The sequence below is a fragment of the Pseudoalteromonas rubra genome (assembly GCF_005886805.2).
Lineage (GTDB): Bacteria > Pseudomonadota > Gammaproteobacteria > Enterobacterales > Alteromonadaceae > Pseudoalteromonas > Pseudoalteromonas rubra_D.
Genome location: NZ_CP045429.1, coordinates 854,220 through 871,210, shown reverse-complemented (window position 1 = coordinate 871,210; position 16,991 = coordinate 854,220). Strand labels below are relative to the sequence as shown.

The 16,991-nt window shown below is 50.8% G+C and carries 20 protein-coding genes and 1 riboswitch; of the genes, 3 read left to right on the top strand and 17 right to left on the bottom strand.

Annotation, left to right across the window (positions count from 1 at the left end):
• Positions 1-75: 75 nt before the first annotated feature.
• Positions 76-870: a hypothetical protein gene (locus CWC22_RS03890; protein WP_138536293.1), complete on the top strand. Its 795-nt coding sequence runs from the start codon at positions 76-78 to the stop codon at positions 868-870.
• On the opposite strand, the gene CWC22_RS03885 is transcribed toward CWC22_RS03890, so the two are convergent.
• Genes CWC22_RS03885 through yaaA form a run of 3 tightly spaced genes read right to left on the bottom strand, consistent with a single transcriptional unit; the run spans position 848 to position 3,144 of the window.
• Positions 848-2,023, bottom strand: a complete 1,176-nt coding sequence (locus tag CWC22_RS03885; protein ID WP_138536291.1) for an MFS transporter — start codon at positions 2,021-2,023, stop codon at positions 848-850. The genes CWC22_RS03890 and CWC22_RS03885 overlap by 23 nt on opposite strands.
• A gap of 55 nt (positions 2,024-2,078) precedes the next feature.
• Complete coding sequence (locus tag CWC22_RS03880) at positions 2,079-2,315, bottom strand: hypothetical protein (protein ID WP_125557975.1); 237 nt, start codon at positions 2,313-2,315, stop codon at positions 2,079-2,081.
• 49 nt (positions 2,316-2,364) lie between these two features.
• Positions 2,365-3,144, bottom strand: coding sequence for a peroxide stress protein YaaA (yaaA, locus tag CWC22_RS03875; protein ID WP_138536289.1), 780 nt, complete (start codon positions 3,142-3,144; stop codon positions 2,365-2,367).
• 301 nt (positions 3,145-3,445) lie between these two features.
• Between yaaA and tal the strand changes: the two genes are divergently transcribed.
• Complete coding sequence (gene tal, locus CWC22_RS03870) at positions 3,446-4,396, top strand: transaldolase (RefSeq protein ID WP_138536287.1); 951 nt, start codon at positions 3,446-3,448, stop codon at positions 4,394-4,396.
• 308 nt (positions 4,397-4,704) lie between these two features.
• Entirely contained in the window at positions 4,705-4,896 is a 192-nt protein-coding gene (locus tag CWC22_RS03865; RefSeq protein ID WP_010382909.1) for a DUF3545 family protein, read from the top strand.
• A 45-nt stretch (positions 4,897-4,941) separates the two neighbouring features.
• Here the strand turns inward: CWC22_RS03865 and ung are convergent, their stop codons facing one another.
• The 14 genes from ung to nqrE form a co-directional block, all read right to left on the bottom strand.
• Entirely contained in the window at positions 4,942-5,601 is a 660-nt protein-coding gene (ung, locus tag CWC22_RS03860) for a uracil-DNA glycosylase (protein ID WP_138536285.1), read from the bottom strand.
• Between the two features lie 2 nt (positions 5,602-5,603).
• On the bottom strand, positions 5,604-6,482 hold the full coding sequence (locus CWC22_RS03855) for a cobalamin-binding protein (RefSeq protein WP_171044984.1): 879 nt from the start codon (positions 6,480-6,482) through the stop codon (positions 5,604-5,606).
• A complete protein-coding gene (cobO, locus tag CWC22_RS03850; RefSeq protein WP_138536283.1) occupies positions 6,482-7,081 on the bottom strand; it encodes a cob(I)yrinic acid a,c-diamide adenosyltransferase in 600 nt (199 codons plus the stop codon). The genes CWC22_RS03855 and cobO overlap by 1 nt, the downstream gene beginning before the upstream one ends.
• The gene (locus CWC22_RS03845; protein ID WP_138536281.1) at positions 7,078-8,559 is read right to left on the bottom strand and encodes a cobyric acid synthase; all 1,482 of its coding nucleotides are present in this window, start codon (positions 8,557-8,559) and stop codon (positions 7,078-7,080) included. The genes cobO and CWC22_RS03845 overlap by 4 nt, the downstream gene beginning before the upstream one ends.
• A 2-nt stretch (positions 8,560-8,561) precedes the next feature.
• Positions 8,562-9,101, bottom strand: a complete 540-nt coding sequence (gene cobU / locus CWC22_RS03840; RefSeq protein WP_138536279.1) for a bifunctional adenosylcobinamide kinase/adenosylcobinamide-phosphate guanylyltransferase — start codon at positions 9,099-9,101, stop codon at positions 8,562-8,564.
• A complete protein-coding gene (locus tag CWC22_RS03835; RefSeq protein WP_138536277.1) occupies positions 9,098-9,874 on the bottom strand; it encodes an adenosylcobinamide-GDP ribazoletransferase in 777 nt (258 codons plus the stop codon). Before CWC22_RS03835 ends, cobU begins: the two co-directional genes overlap by 4 nt.
• Positions 9,867-10,934 (bottom strand): nicotinate-nucleotide--dimethylbenzimidazole phosphoribosyltransferase, encoded by a 1,068-nt coding sequence (gene cobT, locus CWC22_RS03830; protein ID WP_138536275.1) that lies wholly within the window; start codon positions 10,932-10,934, stop codon positions 9,867-9,869. The genes CWC22_RS03835 and cobT overlap by 8 nt, the downstream gene beginning before the upstream one ends.
• Positions 10,935-10,950: 16 nt before the next feature.
• On the bottom strand, positions 10,951-11,943 hold the full coding sequence (locus tag CWC22_RS03825; RefSeq protein WP_138536273.1) for a FecCD family ABC transporter permease: 993 nt from the start codon (positions 11,941-11,943) through the stop codon (positions 10,951-10,953).
• Positions 11,940-12,737 (bottom strand): ABC transporter ATP-binding protein, encoded by a 798-nt coding sequence (locus tag CWC22_RS03820; protein WP_138536271.1) that lies wholly within the window; start codon positions 12,735-12,737, stop codon positions 11,940-11,942. Before CWC22_RS03820 ends, CWC22_RS03825 begins: the two co-directional genes overlap by 4 nt.
• 81 nt (positions 12,738-12,818) lie before the next feature.
• Positions 12,819-12,938: riboswitch (cobalamin riboswitch) on the bottom strand.
• A gap of 29 nt (positions 12,939-12,967) precedes the next feature.
• The gene (locus CWC22_RS03815; protein WP_230090619.1) at positions 12,968-13,495 is read right to left on the bottom strand and encodes a histidine phosphatase family protein; all 528 of its coding nucleotides are present in this window, start codon (positions 13,493-13,495) and stop codon (positions 12,968-12,970) included.
• A gap of 150 nt (positions 13,496-13,645) precedes the next feature.
• Positions 13,646-13,858, bottom strand: coding sequence for a (Na+)-NQR maturation NqrM (gene nqrM / locus CWC22_RS03810; RefSeq protein WP_010382924.1), 213 nt, complete (start codon positions 13,856-13,858; stop codon positions 13,646-13,648).
• A 109-nt stretch (positions 13,859-13,967) separates the two neighbouring features.
• A complete protein-coding gene (locus CWC22_RS03805; protein ID WP_138536312.1) occupies positions 13,968-14,996 on the bottom strand; it encodes an FAD:protein FMN transferase in 1,029 nt (342 codons plus the stop codon).
• Between the two features lie 131 nt (positions 14,997-15,127).
• Complete coding sequence (nqrF, locus tag CWC22_RS03800) at positions 15,128-16,354, bottom strand: NADH:ubiquinone reductase (Na(+)-transporting) subunit F (RefSeq protein ID WP_125558002.1); 1,227 nt, start codon at positions 16,352-16,354, stop codon at positions 15,128-15,130.
• Between the two features lie 20 nt (positions 16,355-16,374).
• The gene (gene nqrE / locus CWC22_RS03795) at positions 16,375-16,983 is read right to left on the bottom strand and encodes an NADH:ubiquinone reductase (Na(+)-transporting) subunit E (protein WP_010382927.1); all 609 of its coding nucleotides are present in this window, start codon (positions 16,981-16,983) and stop codon (positions 16,375-16,377) included.
• Positions 16,984-16,991: the final 8 nt, after the last annotated feature.

Below are 16,991 nucleotides of genomic sequence, written 5' to 3'. Positions count from 1 at the left end.
ATATTCAGGCCCCTTTTCTCACATGGAGCAAGCAGTTACACTTGCGTATAAACATGCTCTATCGCAGGAAGCTCAATGCTCACACCCGACCAAGTTACCGCCCTGGAAGTCTATCTAGCCCATTTGCGCCTAAATATCGATCCCGCATTAGCGCAGAAATACCCGACCTTTGCAGGTAAACCCTACCCACTGGGACGGTGCAAAGAAGTCCGCAATGCCATTCATGATGCACTCAAAGTGGCTCTGGCCAAACCGCAGGTCGACGTGGCACTACAACCGCTTAAAGCGCTGCTGGACAGTGGCCTGACGCTCGAACCGGTATGGGGATCTTTGCGCGATGAATACTTTCAGAATGCGCTGGTGGTTGGGCCCTGGTACATAGATGCAGCCAATGATACCGTCAATCCCAATAAACCGCGGGCGGAGATCCGCTTACTCGCAGAATCTGGGTTTGGTGCCATCACCAGCTTTGAGCAGTTCGTTAAAATCGCTCGCAGCTACTGGGAGGTCGATATCTATCGCAATGATATTTTTCCGGCGCTGGCCCCTTTTATCCCTTTAGTATGTGTGAACAAAGCCGGTGTTAGCTGGTTTGCCGCCGCCAACGACGATATGATACTTGTTGCTCAGGACAGTGCCTTTGAGCTGGTAGAGCAAGTGCTGCCCTCTTTGCCCTCCCCTCCTGACGAATTAACTGAGAAATGGCACCGTGTCGCACTTCGCGTTGATATGCCCAGTCCGTTATTGAAAACACAGACACGGGATGCAACAGCCATGTGCCGACATTATCGCAACGAAGGTAAACATCAGGACATCGGCTTTCGCGATGAAGTGGTGCTTGCTTATCTCAGCCTGCCGGTGAACGTGTAAGCGGCGAAGCTCCTCTGGACAATAAAACGGTCGCAATCAGAGCGACCAACACCACTGGCATACTCCACACATTTAACGCCTGCCAACCCGCGGTGGCTTCCAAAAACCCGGCGCTGAGTGATGATGCCACCACCATGCTGAAGACCAAAAACTCGTTGCAGGCTTGTGTTTTGGCGCGCTCCTGCGGCGCATAAGTCTGACTCACCAGTTGTGTGGCGCTGATAAACATAAAGTTCCAGCCCACGCCAAGCGCAAATAAAGCCAACAAAAAGTGCCAGTGCGTCAACCCCAGCAGGTTAATCCCGGCGCAGATCAGATACAGCACACAGCCCGCAAGGATCATGACTCGCGCACCAAAGCGCTCAATGAGCTTGCCGGTAAAGAAAGATGGCAGAAACATCCCCAGTACATGCCATTCAATGACCAGTGCGGAGTCTGCCAGGTCAAATCCATGGCGATGCATGGCCAATGGCGTCGCAGTCATCAAAAAGTTCATGACGGAATAACTAATCATGGCCACCAGCACCGCCAGCTGAAACTGCTTCTGTGTCATAATTTCTTTCAATGTTCGGGCCGGTGCCTGGGAGGAGTGTGTGTCGACCTCAGTAAAGCGCACGCCCTGCAACAATAGCAAGGCCAGAATGTACAACCCACTGAGTGCCACAAAGGAATTGGCATAATTCAATGCCGGATACACCTCGTTCACCCAGACGGCCAGGTTCGGCCCTAAAACCGCTGCGACAACACCACTGGCCATGATGATCGAAATGGCCGTGGCGGGCTTATCACTGGCTTCTATGGCCGCAAATCGATACAAGGTGGCAAAGCCGATCCCTATCCCTATTAAAGTGGTCGCCACACAAAAAAGTGCAAAGTCGCTTTCTCTGAGCGCCCAGACCCCCAGCAAAGTACCACTAATACCAATCAGATTGCCTAATGAGAACCCCAGTTTGCGTCCGGTTTTCGCCATAATCAGCGACGCCGGAATGGTCGCCATTAATAGCCCAGCCATCTGCATTGCCACCGGCAAAGTGGTCAGCGCCGCCGACGGGCTCAACAACTGACCCACCAATGCGGAAATGGTCACAAGCAGGATGTTCCCTGTTGTGATCAGGCCCTGACAACAGGCCAGCAGCAAGACATTTTTATTCAATGAGACATACTCCAAAGATGAGAGACACGGTGTTTATACACCAAAGCAGAGGGGATCACTCCCACTCAGGCGAGTTTGTTCTGGGTTCAGCAGGCTTACTCAAACGACATTGATTCGCCTGCTCATAACAGCGTTGGATACACTGCGTTTGCAGTGGATCTGCGCTGATATAATCTTCCTGGCAATGTTGTAAGCAGGCGCGTTCATTGTGCTCACACTCTACCTGCACACCGCCAACACGCGTATTGAGCTGGCCCTGACACCCTGCCACCATCCCTATTGCAGCAAGCATACCTAAGCCTCTGATTATCCTTATCCTGCTCATCGTCTCAGACTCCGAACTAGTTTTGCTCTGCGCGCAAAAATACCGGCTCACTGGCTTTTTGCGTTGCTTCTTCGCTGTAGTAATAACCTGCAACATCAAACGCCTTCAGTGCCTCCGGTGATTCCACCTGATTGTCAAGAATATACCGAGCCATCATGCCACGGGCTTTTTTGGCATAGAAACTAATGACCTTGAACTGACCATTTTTACAGTCTTTGAACACAGGCGAAATAATCTCTGCTTTGAGTGCCTTTTTATCTACCGCTTTGAAATATTCATTGGACGCCAGATTAATCAGTACCTGACTATCGGCGGCTTCCAGCGCTTCGTTGAGCTTGTCGGCAATGATCCTGCCCCAAAATTCATAGAGGTTTTTACCGCGCGGATTATCCAGCTTAGTGCCCATTTCCAGACGATACGCCTGCATCAGGTCCAATGGCTTCAGTACCCCATAAAGGCCAGACAGAATACGCAAATGTTGCTGCGCATAGTCCAATGTGGCGTCGTCCATACTCGATGCATCCAGACCAGTGTACACGTCACCATTAAAGGCCAGCACAGCCTGTTTAGCATTATCAGAGGTGAAAGGTTGTGACCACTCGGCGAAGCGCGCGGCATTGAGGCCCGCCAGCTTGTCACTGATCTTCATTAAGGTGCCAATCTGTTGCGGCGACAAGTCACGACACACGCTGATCAATTCTTCACTGTGCGTGAGCAACTCGGGCTGAGTAAAACGCGCGGTGTGCGCCGGGGTATCATAATCGAGATTTTTTGCCGGGGAAACGAGAGTGATCATGGCCTGCCTATTGACTTAACTATTGATAAATGTCAATTTCAACACTATCCCCCGGTGAGCGCAAGCGCAATATTTTTCGGGGGCTCGACACTGCTTGCCCAGTTGCTGGCAGACCAGCCTGTTTGCAGTTCGTCACGCAGACCCCCGACTGACGAAGTGCGCCCCTGCATCACGCATTCGGACTTTCTCGCGGCACGACCTCGCAGATAAGGACATATGACCTATTCACACAGGTCACGGTAATGCAACATAGGGACAGTAGACTTTTTGACACGCTGCAATGAATTGGAATGAGGACAGCATGACTTCAGCATTAGATAGGCTAAAACAGCATTCATCTATCGTCGCCGACACCGGAGATATCGAGGCAATCCGTAAACACCAACCGGAAGATGCCACCACCAACCCGTCTCTGCTATTAAAAGCAGCCGAGATGCCTGCTTATCAGGATTACCTGAAAGCAGCCTGGGACTACGCTAAGAGCCAGCATGACGATGCGGCACAACAACTGGAACTGGCTTGTGATTACTTTGCCGTTCTGCTTGGTAAAGAGATTGCTAACATTGTACCGGGTTATATCTCAACCGAAGTCGATGCACGCTTATCGTTCGATACCGAAGCGACCATTGCTAAAGCGCAGCAGTTACTGGCGTTGTATGAGCAACTGGGTGTCAGCAAAGACAAAATTTTAATCAAAATCGCCTCTACCTGGGAAGGCATTAAAGCCGCAGAAGCTCTGGAAAAGCAAGGCGTTAAATGTAACCTGACATTGCTATTCAGCCAGGCTCAGGCACGCGCATGTGCTGACGCAAATGTATTCCTGATCTCACCCTTTGTAGGTCGGATCCTTGACTGGCACGTGGCCAATGGTCTGGAAAAGCCGACTGATCCACTGCAAGACCCGGGTGTGCAGTCAGTACGCAGCATTTACGAATTTTACAAACGCCACGGTTATAACACCGTTGTGATGGGTGCCAGCTTCCGTAACACAGGCGAAATCGTAGCCCTGACAGGGTGTGACAAGCTGACTATCAGCCCTGCTTTGCTAGAGGAACTGGGTGAATTGCCAGCCACTGAAGCGTACCTGCTAGACAACAACTACGAAGTTGTGGCTAAACCTGCTCCGCTGAGCGAAAGCGAATTCCGCTGGTTACACAACCAGGATGCCATGGCCACCGAAAAGCTGGCTGAAGGTATTCGTGCATTTGCAGCTGCCCAGGAAACGCTGGAAACTCGCTTTAAGGCGCTGTAAGCAGACACTGCACTAAGCATATTGATTAAAAAACGCCACCTGATGTGGCGTTTTTTTATGCCCTGAAAATGATGACCCAATTCATCCACCTCCCCGCTCGCAGCACTCTGTTCTTCTGGCCTCGGCAAAACTTGAAGCAAATTTGAGCTTCATCAAACTGTCACCTGCTTTTAACCTAACGGACACATTTTTATTTTACTTTTCTCCTGTCTGTGGTATACCAGCATTACTTGAAGTGTGTTTTTCATTCAAATTGAGTAATGCGTAAACACAAATCTTTGAGGTTAGTACATCAATAGGAGAAATTCATGGATAGCCTAGACGATTTTATTTCAACACTAGAAAGTCCTGCACCAAAGAAAAGAACCTCATCTAAAGGCAAAAAAAGAAAGTGGCGCGAAATTGAAGCGCTGAAGGACAAACAACGCCTGCGTAAGGAATTGGAAGAACTGGACATATTCGCAGACAGCATCGATCTGGACGAGCTTGACTTTATTTAACTGAAAAGGCGCATTGAGCGCCTTTTTTGTTTTTTAAATCTAAACTCAGACTTGCCAGTTGATGGGCGTTTTGTCCATGCTTTGCAATAGCGTGTTGGTTTGCGAAAAGTGCTGACAACCGAAAAAGCCGCGGTGTGCTGAAAGCGGAGAAGGGTGTGGTGCGTGCAATACGTGATGACGTTGTGTGTCGATCGCTTTGCCCTTCTTTTGTGCATGTGCACCCCAGAGCAGGAAGATCACGCCCTCAGTGCGCTGATTGAGCTGCTCGATCACGGCATCGGTAAAGCGTTCCCAACCGAGGTGTTTGTGGGAGTGTGCTTGTCCCTGCTCGACTGTTAACACAGTATTGAGTAGCAGTACGCCTTGCTCAGCCCAGGGTAGCAGATAGCCATGATTGGGGATCTGGAAATCCGCGATGTCCTGTGCCAATTCTTTATACATGTTGGCCAATGACGGGGGCACCTTAACACCTGGCAGTACAGAGAAGCACAACCCGTGTGCCTGGTTCGGCCCATGATAGGGATCCTGTCCCAGGATCACAACCTTGACCTGATCGAACGGCGTGGTCTTGAATGCCTCAAACACCAAATCCTCAGGAGGATAGACGGTGACGTCCTGCGCCCGACGCTCGGCGACATAGTCCAGGGTGTCCTGAAAATATGTTTGTTGTTTTTCGTGCCCGAGCACGTCATTCCAGGTTGTCATATTTATTTCCCGGCTAGTTTAAGTTGCTGATAGTAAGTTCGCGAAGCATCCAGTTTATCACATAACTGAGTTAACCCATCAAGCACACGGGTCGTATAACGATGTAACAGATCCGCATTCACCTCAATATATTGTGCATGCTTGGCCGCCGGAATTTCTGGCCACTTATGCCAGTCTATGGTGGGCTGGACTTGTTTAGATTTTTCCTGCGGGATCACTATCACCTGCGGGTGTTTCAGGAGCACATTTTCAATACTGATCTGCGGATAGGATGTCGTTGCGTCAGCAAACACATTGCTGGCGCCACACACCTCAAGCGTCTGATGGATCCAGGTGGTGCCATTGACCGTCATCATCGGAGCTGGCCATAGCTGATAAAACACGGACAAAGACGTTGCAGAACGATACTCATCGTGCAGTTCAGCCATGCCTTGTTCAAACTGCCGGGCCACTTGTTCAGCGTTCTCTTCCAGCCCGGTTAACTGGCCCAGCCAGCGCAGAGAATGCGGGATCTGTTGCAAGGCTTTGGTTTCGCTGTACACCACGTTCACTCCGAGCTGCTCCAGCTTATCCAGCTCGGTTTGTTGATTGCCACCCTGCCAGGCAATCACCAGATCGGGGGACAACGCCAGTAACTTTTCCAGCGCAATGCCATGAAAGCCACCAATACGGGGGATTTGGTTGGCCTCAGCCGGGAAGTCCGCATACTCAACTGTTCCGACAATCCGCTCGCCTGCCCCTATAGCATATAAGTTCTCAACAATATGCGGCGCCAGGGCCACGATCCGTTTAGCCGGCTGTCCAGAGGCCTGAGCTGCACTGACCTGACTTGTAATCAGACAAACCAGCATACCCAGCCAGATATTCAGGACTGCTTTCATCAGAAATCGAACCCTTTTTGCGCTTTGATCCCCGCTTCAAACGCGTGTTTCACGTTACGCACTTCACTGACCGTATCGGCCAACTCTGTCAGACGACGATGTGCCCCACGACCCGTAATGATCACCGACTGCATCGCTGGGCGATTTTCCAACGCCGTAATCACTTCATCCAGATCAAGATAGTCGTAGCTGACCATATAAGTGAGTTCATCCAGCAAGACCAGATCGATACTGTCATCCTGCAGCCACAGCTTTGCCTGTTGCCAGGTAGCCTGCGCCGCCTGGGTATCTGTCTCGCGGTTTTGTGTTTCCCAGGTGAAGCCCGTTTTCATCACAGCAAACGGCACACCCGCACGTTCCAGCAAATTACGCTCACCACATTCCCACATGCCTTTAATAAACTGTACCACGGCAGCATTCATGCCATGGCCCACACACCGTGCAACCGTGCCAAAGCCTGAGGTAGACTTACCTTTGCCATTGCCAGTGATCACCTGCAAGATGCCTTTTTCTTCCTGTGCCTGCTCGATTTTGGCATCGACCTGCTCTTTCACTTTTTGCTGTCTTGCCTTATGTTTATCCTGATTATGTTCGCTCATGCTGTCCTCTGTTCACTGATTGCCAGAATTTTATCTATGTCTAAATGGGTTTCGCACATATCTGCCAGCCGTTCCAGTTGCTGCTCACGGTGTTCTGCCAGGTTGAATCCACTGCCACTGTAGCGGCCATCGCTGACCCAGCTCAACACACTGGTCAGTCCCTCGGGACTATCAAACAGTCCGTGCAAATAGGTGCCAGCCAGCAGGTTATCCTCACTGATAAAACCATCAACTTGCCACCCTGATGGGTGCGCGTCAAACTGTAAAAAAGGTCGCGCTAAGGCCGCCCCCTGAGTGATCCCACAATGGATCTCATAACCGCTCAAATGGGTCTGCTGACCGTTCAACAAACAGCTTGCCTGCACCTGAGTCAGGGTTTTATTTGTTGTCAGTTGGGTCTCAAAATCTGCCATCGCCAGGCCTGAGATACTACCCTGTGTTGACTCAACCTGCTGAGGGTCACAAATGGTATTCCCCAACATCTGATATCCTCCACAGATCCCCAGTACTTTGCCGCCGTAACGCAGATGGCGTCGCAACTCACTGTCCCACCCTTCTGCGCGTAAAAAAGCCAGGTCGTTAAGCACATTCTTACTGCCCGGGATGATCACTAAGTCGGCTGCACCTATGGTTTCGGTGTGGCGCACATAACGCAGATCAACTTTGGGATCTAACCGCAAAGTATCAAAATCGGTGTGATTGCTAATATGTGGCAGCAGCAATACGGCCACTTTAATTTCGGGGTTATTCATGCGATTTGCTATCGTCACGGCATCTTCCGCATCCAATGCCAGGTCGTGCAAGTAAGGCAATACACCCAGCACAGGTTTGCCGGTATGCTGCTCCAGCCAGTCCAGCCCGCTCTGTAACAACGCAATATCGCCCCGAAACCGGTTGATCACGAAGCCTTTCACTAAAGATTGCTCGTAGTCGCTCAGCAGCGCCAGGGTCCCAACCAGGTGAGCAAACACACCGCCTTTGTCGATGTCGGCAATGATGATCACCGGGCAATCAACCTCACAGGCAAACCCCATGTTAGCAATGTCGTTCTCTCGCAGATTAATTTCCGCCGGGCTGCCGGCCCCTTCGACCACGCAAAGGCCATACTGTTCACTGAGCCTGTGATGTGAGGTCAGTACCGCCTGCATCGCGACTTTTTTGTAGTCATGATACCCTCCGGCTTCCATATTACTGAGCGCACGGCCATGCACAATGACCTGGGCACCCGTATCTGAATTCGGTTTGAGTAAAATCGGGTTTAGATCTGTGCTCAAGGGTACTTTTGCAGCCATGGCCTGTAATGCCTGGGCACGGCCTATTTCTCCGCCATCTGGAGTAACCGCACTATTGAGCGCCATATTCTGCGGTTTGAACGGTACGACCTCGATACCACGGCGCTGCAATGCCCGACACAAGCCCGCCACTAACGTGCTTTTTCCGGCATCTGACGTTGTGCCCTGCACCATTAACGTGTTCATACTCAATTGTCTCCTTTTAGCGTCAGTGGCAAACCCGCCATCACAAAATCGACTCTGTCTGCCAAAGCGGCGATGTCCTGGTGCAACCAGCCGGATTCGTCAACAAAGCGGCGACTGAGTTCACCAAGCGGCACTATGCCGTGGCCCACCTCATTACTGATCAGGATCACCCGAGCACGAGTGGCACGCAGAGCACTCAGCAGCGCCGCGCGCTTGTGTTGAAATGCTGAGTCAGAGTAGTCACATAATGCCGTGGTTAACCACAAGGTGAGACAATCAATCACCACACAATCATCGGACGCAAGGCTGGCTAACACTTGATCCAGCGCCCAGGCCTCTTCTATAAGCTGCCAGTATGCCGGGCGCGATGCCTGATGATGGGCGATCCGCGAAACCATCTCCTCATCCCCGGGTCGTGCAGTCGCGAGATAAATTAACCGGGCCACTTTACCGTCGCTGAACCAGCGCTCGGCTCTTTGCTCACCTAACCGACTCTTTCCAGAGCGCGCACCACCCAGAATAAATTCGACCCGACCCGTCATAACCAGACCACCAGACAAAATAAATACACCGTGACTTCCGCCAGTTGCTGTGCCGCGCCCAGACAGTCTCCCGTATAACCGCCGAGCTGGCGTTTAAACCAGTAAGCGCAGCCTGTACGGCATAACCACAGTGCGACAAACAGCGCAACGCTCTGCCATAGAGTAAACAGTCCGGCAAACCAGCTCACTATTAATAAAACTAAGCCACAGCTATAAAGTAACTGCTTACTTTTTGTAGAAAGAAACTGGGCAACAGGCTTAACTTTACTTTGCGCATCTGCCTGAACATAGTCCAGTTTACCAATGATACTGGTGGCCATAACCCGGCTCAGACCATGGCCAAGCAGGATAGCTGCACATACATAAGCAAGTTGCTCACTTAAGGAGAGTAAAGCCTGAAACTTGGTAAGCAGTAGCAGAACCAATGCCGCCGCACCATAGGTGCCCAGTCGGCTGTCTTTCATAATGGTCAGCTTATCGGCCACACTCCAGCCACCGCCAAAGCCATCCCAGACATCCGCGAAGCCATCCTCATGAAATGCACCCGTTATGATCAGCCCGGCACTCAGCGTTATTATTACCGCAATGCCAGCTGGCAACATAAAGGCTAGCACACCATAGAGAAAGGCTAACAGGGCACCCAAGAGCACACCAACCCAGGCAAAGTAGCCGCTGGCCTGGTTGATATCCTGCTCGCTGACCTCGCCCGACACTTTAACGGGAATACGGGTCAGAAAGATCACCGCCAGCTTGAATTGCCTTAGCTCACTCATGGGTGTCTACCACCTGAGTGACAGCCGCCGACTCAAAGCTGGCCATCTGATAGTAAAATGCCAGCGCACTTTGGCACAGGGGCAATGCCATTGCCGCACCGGATCCCTCACCCAGGCGCATGTTCAGATCCAACAATGGCTCGGCATTTAGCTCATTCAGCATGCGCCGGTGTCCCTGCTCACCTGAGCAATGGGCAAACACCATATAGTCCTGACTGGCGGGTTCAATGCGACACGCCAGCATAGCCGCGGCTGTTGCAATAAAGCCATCCACCAGAATGACCTTTTGTGCACGGGCAATTTCCAGCATAGCACCAACCATTTGACAGATCTCATATCCGCCCAGGCGACGCAACACCTCTCGTGGATCATGAAGGGCGTCACCATGTAACAGCAGAGCTTGATCGATCAGTTGTTGTTTTTTCTCCACCACTTCTGCACTAACGCCGGTGCCACGCCCAACCGTTTCAGCGCCAGTCAACCCACTCAGAGCCGAGAAAATGGCCGCAGCGGCCGTGGTGTTGCCGATCCCCATTTCGCCCAACGCAAACACGTTTGACCCCGAGTCCAGTGCCGCCTGTACAGCTTCCTGACCGTACAATAGGCCTTGATCAAGCTGTGCTTTGCTCTGAGCGGGCTCAATATGTAATGGTCGGGTAATGTGGCCAAGGCGCTGTGATACAACACCCAACTCCGGAGCTGGCGGTACCAAAATACCACAGTCAATCACACTCAGTTGCCAGCCAAGCTGAGTACACAAGACATTAATGGCTGCGCCACCCGTGGCAAAATTGGCTACCATCTGACCGGTCACCTCGCTGGGTGCAATGGAAACACCTTCGGCAGCAATGCCATGATCGCCGGCAAATATCAGCATCTGCGGCTGCACGATGGCGGGTTTTTCGGCTTCAAGTTGGGCGCGACTCATGCCCTGACTCAAAATGCTCACTAGCTGATGTGCCAATGTCTCAAGCTTACCCAGCGCGCCCTGAGGCTTGGTCTTCATATCTATGGTGTGCTGAATATAAGCGTCATGCTGGCGATTGAGTGGTGGGATCATAAAGTCTCCTGTTAGGTCAGATGCTGGCAGCGCGCTTTTTGGCGATTAGCAGCGATAAGAAAAACACACTGCCGATGGCGGAGGTGATCACCCCAATCGGAAGTTCCTGATTGTCTATCAGGGTACGGGCCAGCACATCGACCCACAGCATCATGAGCCCACCTGATAAAGCTGTTGCCAACATACCCAGTGTACGAACTTGCGAAATAAAAAAGCGCACAATATGGGGGATCATCAAGCCAACAAACCCAACACCACCGCAGGCAGCGACAATCACGGCGGTCAGCATAGATGCCAGGATCAACATGCCCAGTCGTAGCTTGTGTACATTCACACCTAAGGTTACCGCGCTCTCATCGCCAACTAACAACGCATTCAGGCTGCGGCGCATCAGTAACATCACTGTACAGCCTATCGACACGACCAGAGCGGGTAACCACAGCCATTGCCAGTCTGCACGGCTGAAACTGCCCAGACTCCAGAATATAATGGCACTGATGGCCTGCGGGTCACTCCAATAGAGCAGTAAGCTGGTAAAGGCAGAAAATAAAAAGGTCAGCGCGACACCTGACAACAACATGTTCTCGACCAGTGCTGTGCCTTTGTGAAACGCAATGAGCAACAACAGGCTCATGGCCACTGCGCTGCCAGCAAACGCCGCACCGGATAAGGCCAGTGCGCTTTGTACACCAAATAATGCAACCAACAACACCACACCAAATGACGCCCCGGAGGAAATGCCAAATAAATACGGATCGGCGAGCGGGTTGCGGGTCACGGTTTGCAAAATAAGCCCGGCAATGGCCAGCCCGGCCCCCGCAAAAAAAGCCAGCAAGGTACGTGGTAATCGCAGTTCAACCACAATCTTTTGATTCAGCACACTGTTGTCATAATTGCTTAAAGCCTGCCAGACCTCACTCCAGCTAAGTGACACCGCCCCGACAGACAGTGCAGTGAGCATGCTGGCCAAACAGGCACAGAGCAACCCGGGTATAAGCAAGGCCTTCATTGTTGATACCCATAGTGATAACGAATGTGTGGCACACCCGACGCATTGCGATCTGGCCCGGGGACTGTCTCAACGTCAGCACAGACGCCAAAAACATCACTCAGTAAGCCCGGCGTTATCACCTCTAACGGGGTTCCCTGAGCAAGCAAGTGACCTTGCTCCAGTACCAGCAACTCATCGCTGAGTGCCGCTGCAAGATTGAGATCATGAAATGAAGCAATCACGGTCACCCCCATGGCCTTAGCCAGCTCCATGATCTGGATCTGATACTTCACATCCAGATGACTGGTGGGCTCATCCATGATCAGCAGTTCAGGCTGCTGTACCATGGCTCTGGCGATCATCGCCCGTTGCTTTTCACCGCCCGACAGAGCATCAAATTGCTGTTGTGCTTTGTGGCTCAGGCCGACCCGCTCAAGGGCTTCCAGGATCAGTTGCTTATCCCTTGTATTAACAGCTGAAAACAGCGTTTTATGCGGCGTCACGCCCATGGCAACTACCTCGAACAGCGCCAGGTTGAACTGGCTGGGGATCTCCTGCAATACCACCGCCACCTGGCGCGCATAGGCACGGCGAGGATAATCGGATAAAGATTTGCCGGCATAGCGTATCTCCCCCTCGCTGGGATGCCAGTAGCGATACAGGCAACGTAATAAACTGGACTTTCCTGCCCCATTCGGCCCAATCAGACCAATAAACTGGCCACGTTGAATGGCAAAATTAAGCGCCGTCAGAATAGGTTTGTCACCCAAAGTCAGATTCAGGTTATGCACGGAGATTTGTGGTGAAGTCATACCGCCTCAAATGCAGGCAGCAGCGCAGAGCCAGCCATTCGCGTTGTCACGACTGACGTTCTGAACTGACTTAAGTGCGCCCGCTTAAGTGTAGGTATTGGCCTTGGTATCTGGCTTCAGACTCTCAGTCTATTACAGTTGCGGGGACAGCTGAGGATTTACACCTCATTCCCAATGACTGCCAATACAATACGATGCTAAATTTAGGCCTTATTATGAAGTCCAGACGTCTAAAACACAACTTTCGGCCAGACTTGACCGGTCTCATCGAAGAAGACCGAGACTTTAACCATTTTGGCGTATCCGATCTCTGCACGAGACAAGTGACCATCAAACTCAACAGGTAAGCCCAGCCAGATAGCCAGTAATTGCTTAATAACGCCCGCATGAGTGACAATCGCCACAGGCTCACATGAGGGGCTTGCGGTGAACTGCTGCCACCAATCATATAAACGTAGATGGAATGCCGACATGGACTCCCCATTTGGCGGGGTGTGCTGCCAGGGACTTTGCCAAAAGTCGCCGATGCCAGGTGCTCGTGCTGACTGCCAGAGCGTGTCGTAGCGTTCACCATCCCAGTCACCAAAATGCATTTCACTGAGTCGAGGTTCTATCTGCAGTGGCAAACCGGTGGTTTCACAAAACGTACGAGCGACCGCCTGGCACCGCTGCAATGGAGAGGCAATCACCTGTGCAATCCCATCACACGCCTCAAGGCGGGCATACACTTGTTCATTGCCCGACGCGCTTGCGGACATATCAGTACTTCCGAGCAAACGGCCGGTTTCCCGGGGTTCACCGTGGCGAATAAAATACAGGGTTCGTTGCATTAAGCTTGGGCACTGTTATTCGGGATCCGAAACGTAAAAACGCAAGCCTGGGCTTGCGTTTTTGATGATGTTAGTGGATTAGAGAATTTGGTTTTCTTTCCACATTTGCTCTTTTGCTAGACGCTTCTTACGCTTGTCGCACGGGTCATCACAATCACAGATCTTGTCGATACCCATAGAGCCCAGACCGCCACAACTGCTGGCCATTGATTTCTTTTGTACTATGACCCCGACTGCCATCGCAACGGCGATCAATAACAACAACCCAAAGGTAAGTAAAAATAGTGACATTTCAGGCCTCTTTTGCATATCCATCCGCTATCGCGGACTGGTGACGGTTAATTGTGCTCATTATATAACTAAACGCACCTAAGTTAAAACGTTCGCGATGCAGATCTCATTATAAATAAGGTATGAACGCACTGCTGGGGTAAACCTCCAGGCCTTCATCACTTTTGCTGATCAAATAGACTGGCAGGTTATGTAACTCCGCGTATGCTCTCGCCCGTTCAGTCCCCATCACAGTTAGGGCCGTAGCAAGACCATCGGCTGTCATAGCAGATGGGTGCAATACTGTTACAGACACCAGGTCGTGTTTAACAGGCTTACCCGTGCCCGGGTCAATCAGATGGGTGAAGGTCTCGCCATCCATTTCATAGAAAATACGATAGTCGCCTGAAGTTGCAACACTGTTCTTACCTGGCTCAATCACTTTATGGATTTGTCGTTGCCCAACCGGTGCATCCGGTTTTTCAATGGCAATACGCCAGGGCTCATCCTCAGGTTTAGTGCCCGACAATCTCAGCTCACCACCAATTTCAACCATATAGTTGCTGATCCCGTGCGACTCAATCAGTTCTGCCACTTTATCTATGCCATAACCTTTTGCCGTGGCAGAGAAAGACAATTCCAGATGATCCAACGTTTTGGCCAAACCTTCTTCTGTCAGAGTCAGTTTATCGAGGCCAATTTGCTCACGCATTTGCGCCAGCTGCTGCTCAGAAGGTCGCTTGGTCGGACGCTTGTCAGGGCCAAACCCCCACAAATCGATTAAAGGTCCCATGGTGACATCCAGTGTCTGAGTTGACAAACCCAGTCGGATTGACTCAGCGATCACCTTCCTGAAATCATCACTGATCGGCATGACCTGGTTGGCAGCCAGACGATTAAACTCGTTGATCTCTGAATCCGGAATATAGGTCGACATAGATTGATTCACCGCTTTAAGCGCGGCCTCAACCTCAGTATGTAACTGCTCTTTAGTCAGTGTGCTTTGCTGTGGAAAAGCCTTAATGTTATAGGTTGTACCCATCGTACTGCCCTGTAACACAATAGGCTCAGCTGATTTGCTTGCCTGGCCACACGCCACAAGCAGCATACTTAATAAGAAAATGAAACAGAACTGGCTCTGTCTTAGCATCAGTGTCATCCCTTGTATTTCGTTTGCCAGTAAACCCCGCTCTGAACGGAGCATTACCCATAAAAAAAGCCCCTCAGCATGACTGCTAAGGGGCTTCTATTTTATCTTAAAAACCACTTTAAGATCATATGTATTTCAGCTTAACCACCGAAGTCATCAAGCAGGATGTTTTCATCTTCAACACCCAGGTCTTTCAGCATGTTGATAACCGCCGCGTTCATCATCGGTGGTCCACACATGTAGAATTCACAGTCTTCTGGTGCTTCATGATCTTTCAGGTAGTTTTCATAAAGTACGTTGTGGATGAAGCCTGTGTAGCCTTCCCAGTTGTCCTCTGGCTGAGGATCGGAAAGAGCAACATGCCACTGGAAGTTATCGTTTTCAGCCTGCAGGCCGTCAAAGTCTTCCACGTAGAACATTTCACGCTTAGAACGTGCACCGTACCAGAATGACATCTTACGATCTGAGTTAAGACGCTTAAGCTGGTCGAAAATGTGTGAACGCATAGGCGCCATACCAGCACCACCACCAACGAAGACCATTTCTGCATCTGTGTCTTTGGCGAAGAACTCACCGAACGGACCAGAAATTGTGACTTTGTCGCCTTCTTTCAGAGACCAGATGTACGATGACATCTTACCACAAGGCAGGCTCAGGTTATTAGGCGGCGGCGTCGCAATACGTACGTTCAGCATGATGATGCCGTACTCTTCCGGGTAGTTCGCCATTGAGTATGCACGGATTGTTTCGTCGTCAACTTTAGACTCCAGGTTAAAGAAGCCAAAGCGCTCCCAGTCCGGACGATACTCATCAGGAATATCAAAGTCTGCGTACTTAACATGGTGTGCAGGCGCTTCAATCTGAATGTAACCACCCGCGCGGAAAGGTACAACCTCACCGTCAGGGATACCCAGTTTAAGCTCCTTGATGAAGGTTGCTTTGTTATCGTTAGAGATAACTGTACATTCCCACTTCTTCACACCGAAGATTGAATCTTCAACTTCAATCTCCATGTCTGTTTTCACTGCAACCTGACACGCCAGACGACAGCCTTCACGGGCTTCACCTTTGGTGATGTGATCAAGTTCAGTTGGCAAAATGTCACCACCACCAGAGTGTACGTGGACGCGACACTGGCCGCATGAACCACCACCACCACAGGCAGATGAAATGAAGATGCCAGCATCAGCCAGTGAGCTCAACAGCTTACCGCCTGGTGCAGATTTAATTGCTTTTTCAGGATCGCCATTAATGCCGATCATGATGTCACCGCTAGGTACCAGCTTAGATTTCGCTGCAATGATGATAAGTACCAACACCACAACGATAGCGATGAACATACTTACACCTAATACAATAGTTTCCATCGTATAGTTTCCTCGCTACCTTAAAGTGAAATACCAGAGAATGACAGGAAGCCGAAGCCCATCAGACCTACAGTGATAAAGGTAATACCCAGACCACGCAGACCATCAGGAATATCAGCGTACTTCATTTTCTCGCGAAGACCTGCTAGCAATACGATAGCAAGTGCCCAGCCCACACCGGAACCTAAGCCAAAGATCACTGACTCACCGAAGTTCAGGTTACGCTCAACCATGAAGGATACCGCACCAAAGATTGCACAGTTAACTGTGATCAGTGGCAGGAAGATACCCAGAGCGTTGTAAAGTGCCGGGAAGAACTTGTCCAGAGTCATCTCAAGGATCTGTACAAGTGCCGCGATTACACCGATAAATGTCAGGAACTTCAGGAAGCTTAAATCAGCTTCAGGGAAACCTAACCACTCAAGTGCGCCCGGTGCCAAAATAGCGTGATAAACCACGTTGTTTACTGGTACAGCAACGCCCAGTACGAAGATTACCGCAACACCCAGACCGAATGAGGTAGTGACTTTCTTAGATACAGCCAGGAAAGTACACATCCCCAGGAAGAAAGATAGCGCTAAGTTTTCAACGAAAACCGCTTTTACAAATAAACTCAGATAATGTTCCATCTCTCTCC

What these genes read in the sequence shown, in the direction of transcription:
- CWC22_RS03820 (WP_138536271.1), bottom strand. Translation starts at nt 12,737, where the DNA reads ATGACTTCACCACAAATCTCCGTGCATAACCTGAATCTGACTTTGGGT.
- nqrF (WP_125558002.1), bottom strand. Translation starts at nt 16,354, where the DNA reads ATGGAAACTATTGTATTAGGTGTAAGTATGTTCATCGCTATCGTTGTG.
- CWC22_RS03805 (WP_138536312.1), bottom strand. Translation starts at nt 14,996, where the DNA reads ATGACACTGATGCTAAGACAGAGCCAGTTCTGTTTCATTTTCTTATTA.
- ung (WP_138536285.1), bottom strand. Translation starts at nt 5,601, where the DNA reads ATGACAACCTGGAATGACGTGCTCGGGCACGAAAAACAACAAACATAT.
- CWC22_RS03880 (WP_125557975.1), bottom strand. Translation starts at nt 2,315, where the DNA reads ATGCTTGCTGCAATAGGGATGGTGGCAGGGTGTCAGGGCCAGCTCAAT.
- CWC22_RS03845 (WP_138536281.1), bottom strand. Translation starts at nt 8,559, where the DNA reads ATGAACACGTTAATGGTGCAGGGCACAACGTCAGATGCCGGAAAAAGC.
- nqrE (WP_010382927.1), bottom strand. Translation starts at nt 16,983, where the DNA reads ATGGAACATTATCTGAGTTTATTTGTAAAAGCGGTTTTCGTTGAAAAC.
- CWC22_RS03855 (WP_171044984.1), bottom strand. Translation starts at nt 6,482, where the DNA reads ATGAAAGCAGTCCTGAATATCTGGCTGGGTATGCTGGTTTGTCTGATT.
- CWC22_RS03890 (WP_138536293.1), top strand. Translation starts at nt 76, where the DNA reads ATGCTCACACCCGACCAAGTTACCGCCCTGGAAGTCTATCTAGCCCAT.
- cobT (WP_138536275.1), bottom strand. Translation starts at nt 10,934, where the DNA reads ATGATCCCACCACTCAATCGCCAGCATGACGCTTATATTCAGCACACC.
- CWC22_RS03835 (WP_138536277.1), bottom strand. Translation starts at nt 9,874, where the DNA reads ATGAGTGAGCTAAGGCAATTCAAGCTGGCGGTGATCTTTCTGACCCGT.
- CWC22_RS03825 (WP_138536273.1), bottom strand. Translation starts at nt 11,943, where the DNA reads ATGAAGGCCTTGCTTATACCCGGGTTGCTCTGTGCCTGTTTGGCCAGC.
- tal (WP_138536287.1), top strand. Translation starts at nt 3,446, where the DNA reads ATGACTTCAGCATTAGATAGGCTAAAACAGCATTCATCTATCGTCGCC.
- CWC22_RS03865 (WP_010382909.1), top strand. Translation starts at nt 4,705, where the DNA reads ATGGATAGCCTAGACGATTTTATTTCAACACTAGAAAGTCCTGCACCA.
- cobO (WP_138536283.1), bottom strand. Translation starts at nt 7,081, where the DNA reads ATGAGCGAACATAATCAGGATAAACATAAGGCAAGACAGCAAAAAGTG.
- CWC22_RS03815 (WP_230090619.1), bottom strand. Translation starts at nt 13,495, where the DNA reads ATGTCCGCAAGCGCGTCGGGCAATGAACAAGTGTATGCCCGCCTTGAG.
- cobU (WP_138536279.1), bottom strand. Translation starts at nt 9,101, where the DNA reads ATGACGGGTCGGGTCGAATTTATTCTGGGTGGTGCGCGCTCTGGAAAG.
- yaaA (WP_138536289.1), bottom strand. Translation starts at nt 3,144, where the DNA reads ATGATCACTCTCGTTTCCCCGGCAAAAAATCTCGATTATGATACCCCG.
- nqrM (WP_010382924.1), bottom strand. Translation starts at nt 13,858, where the DNA reads ATGTCACTATTTTTACTTACCTTTGGGTTGTTGTTATTGATCGCCGTT.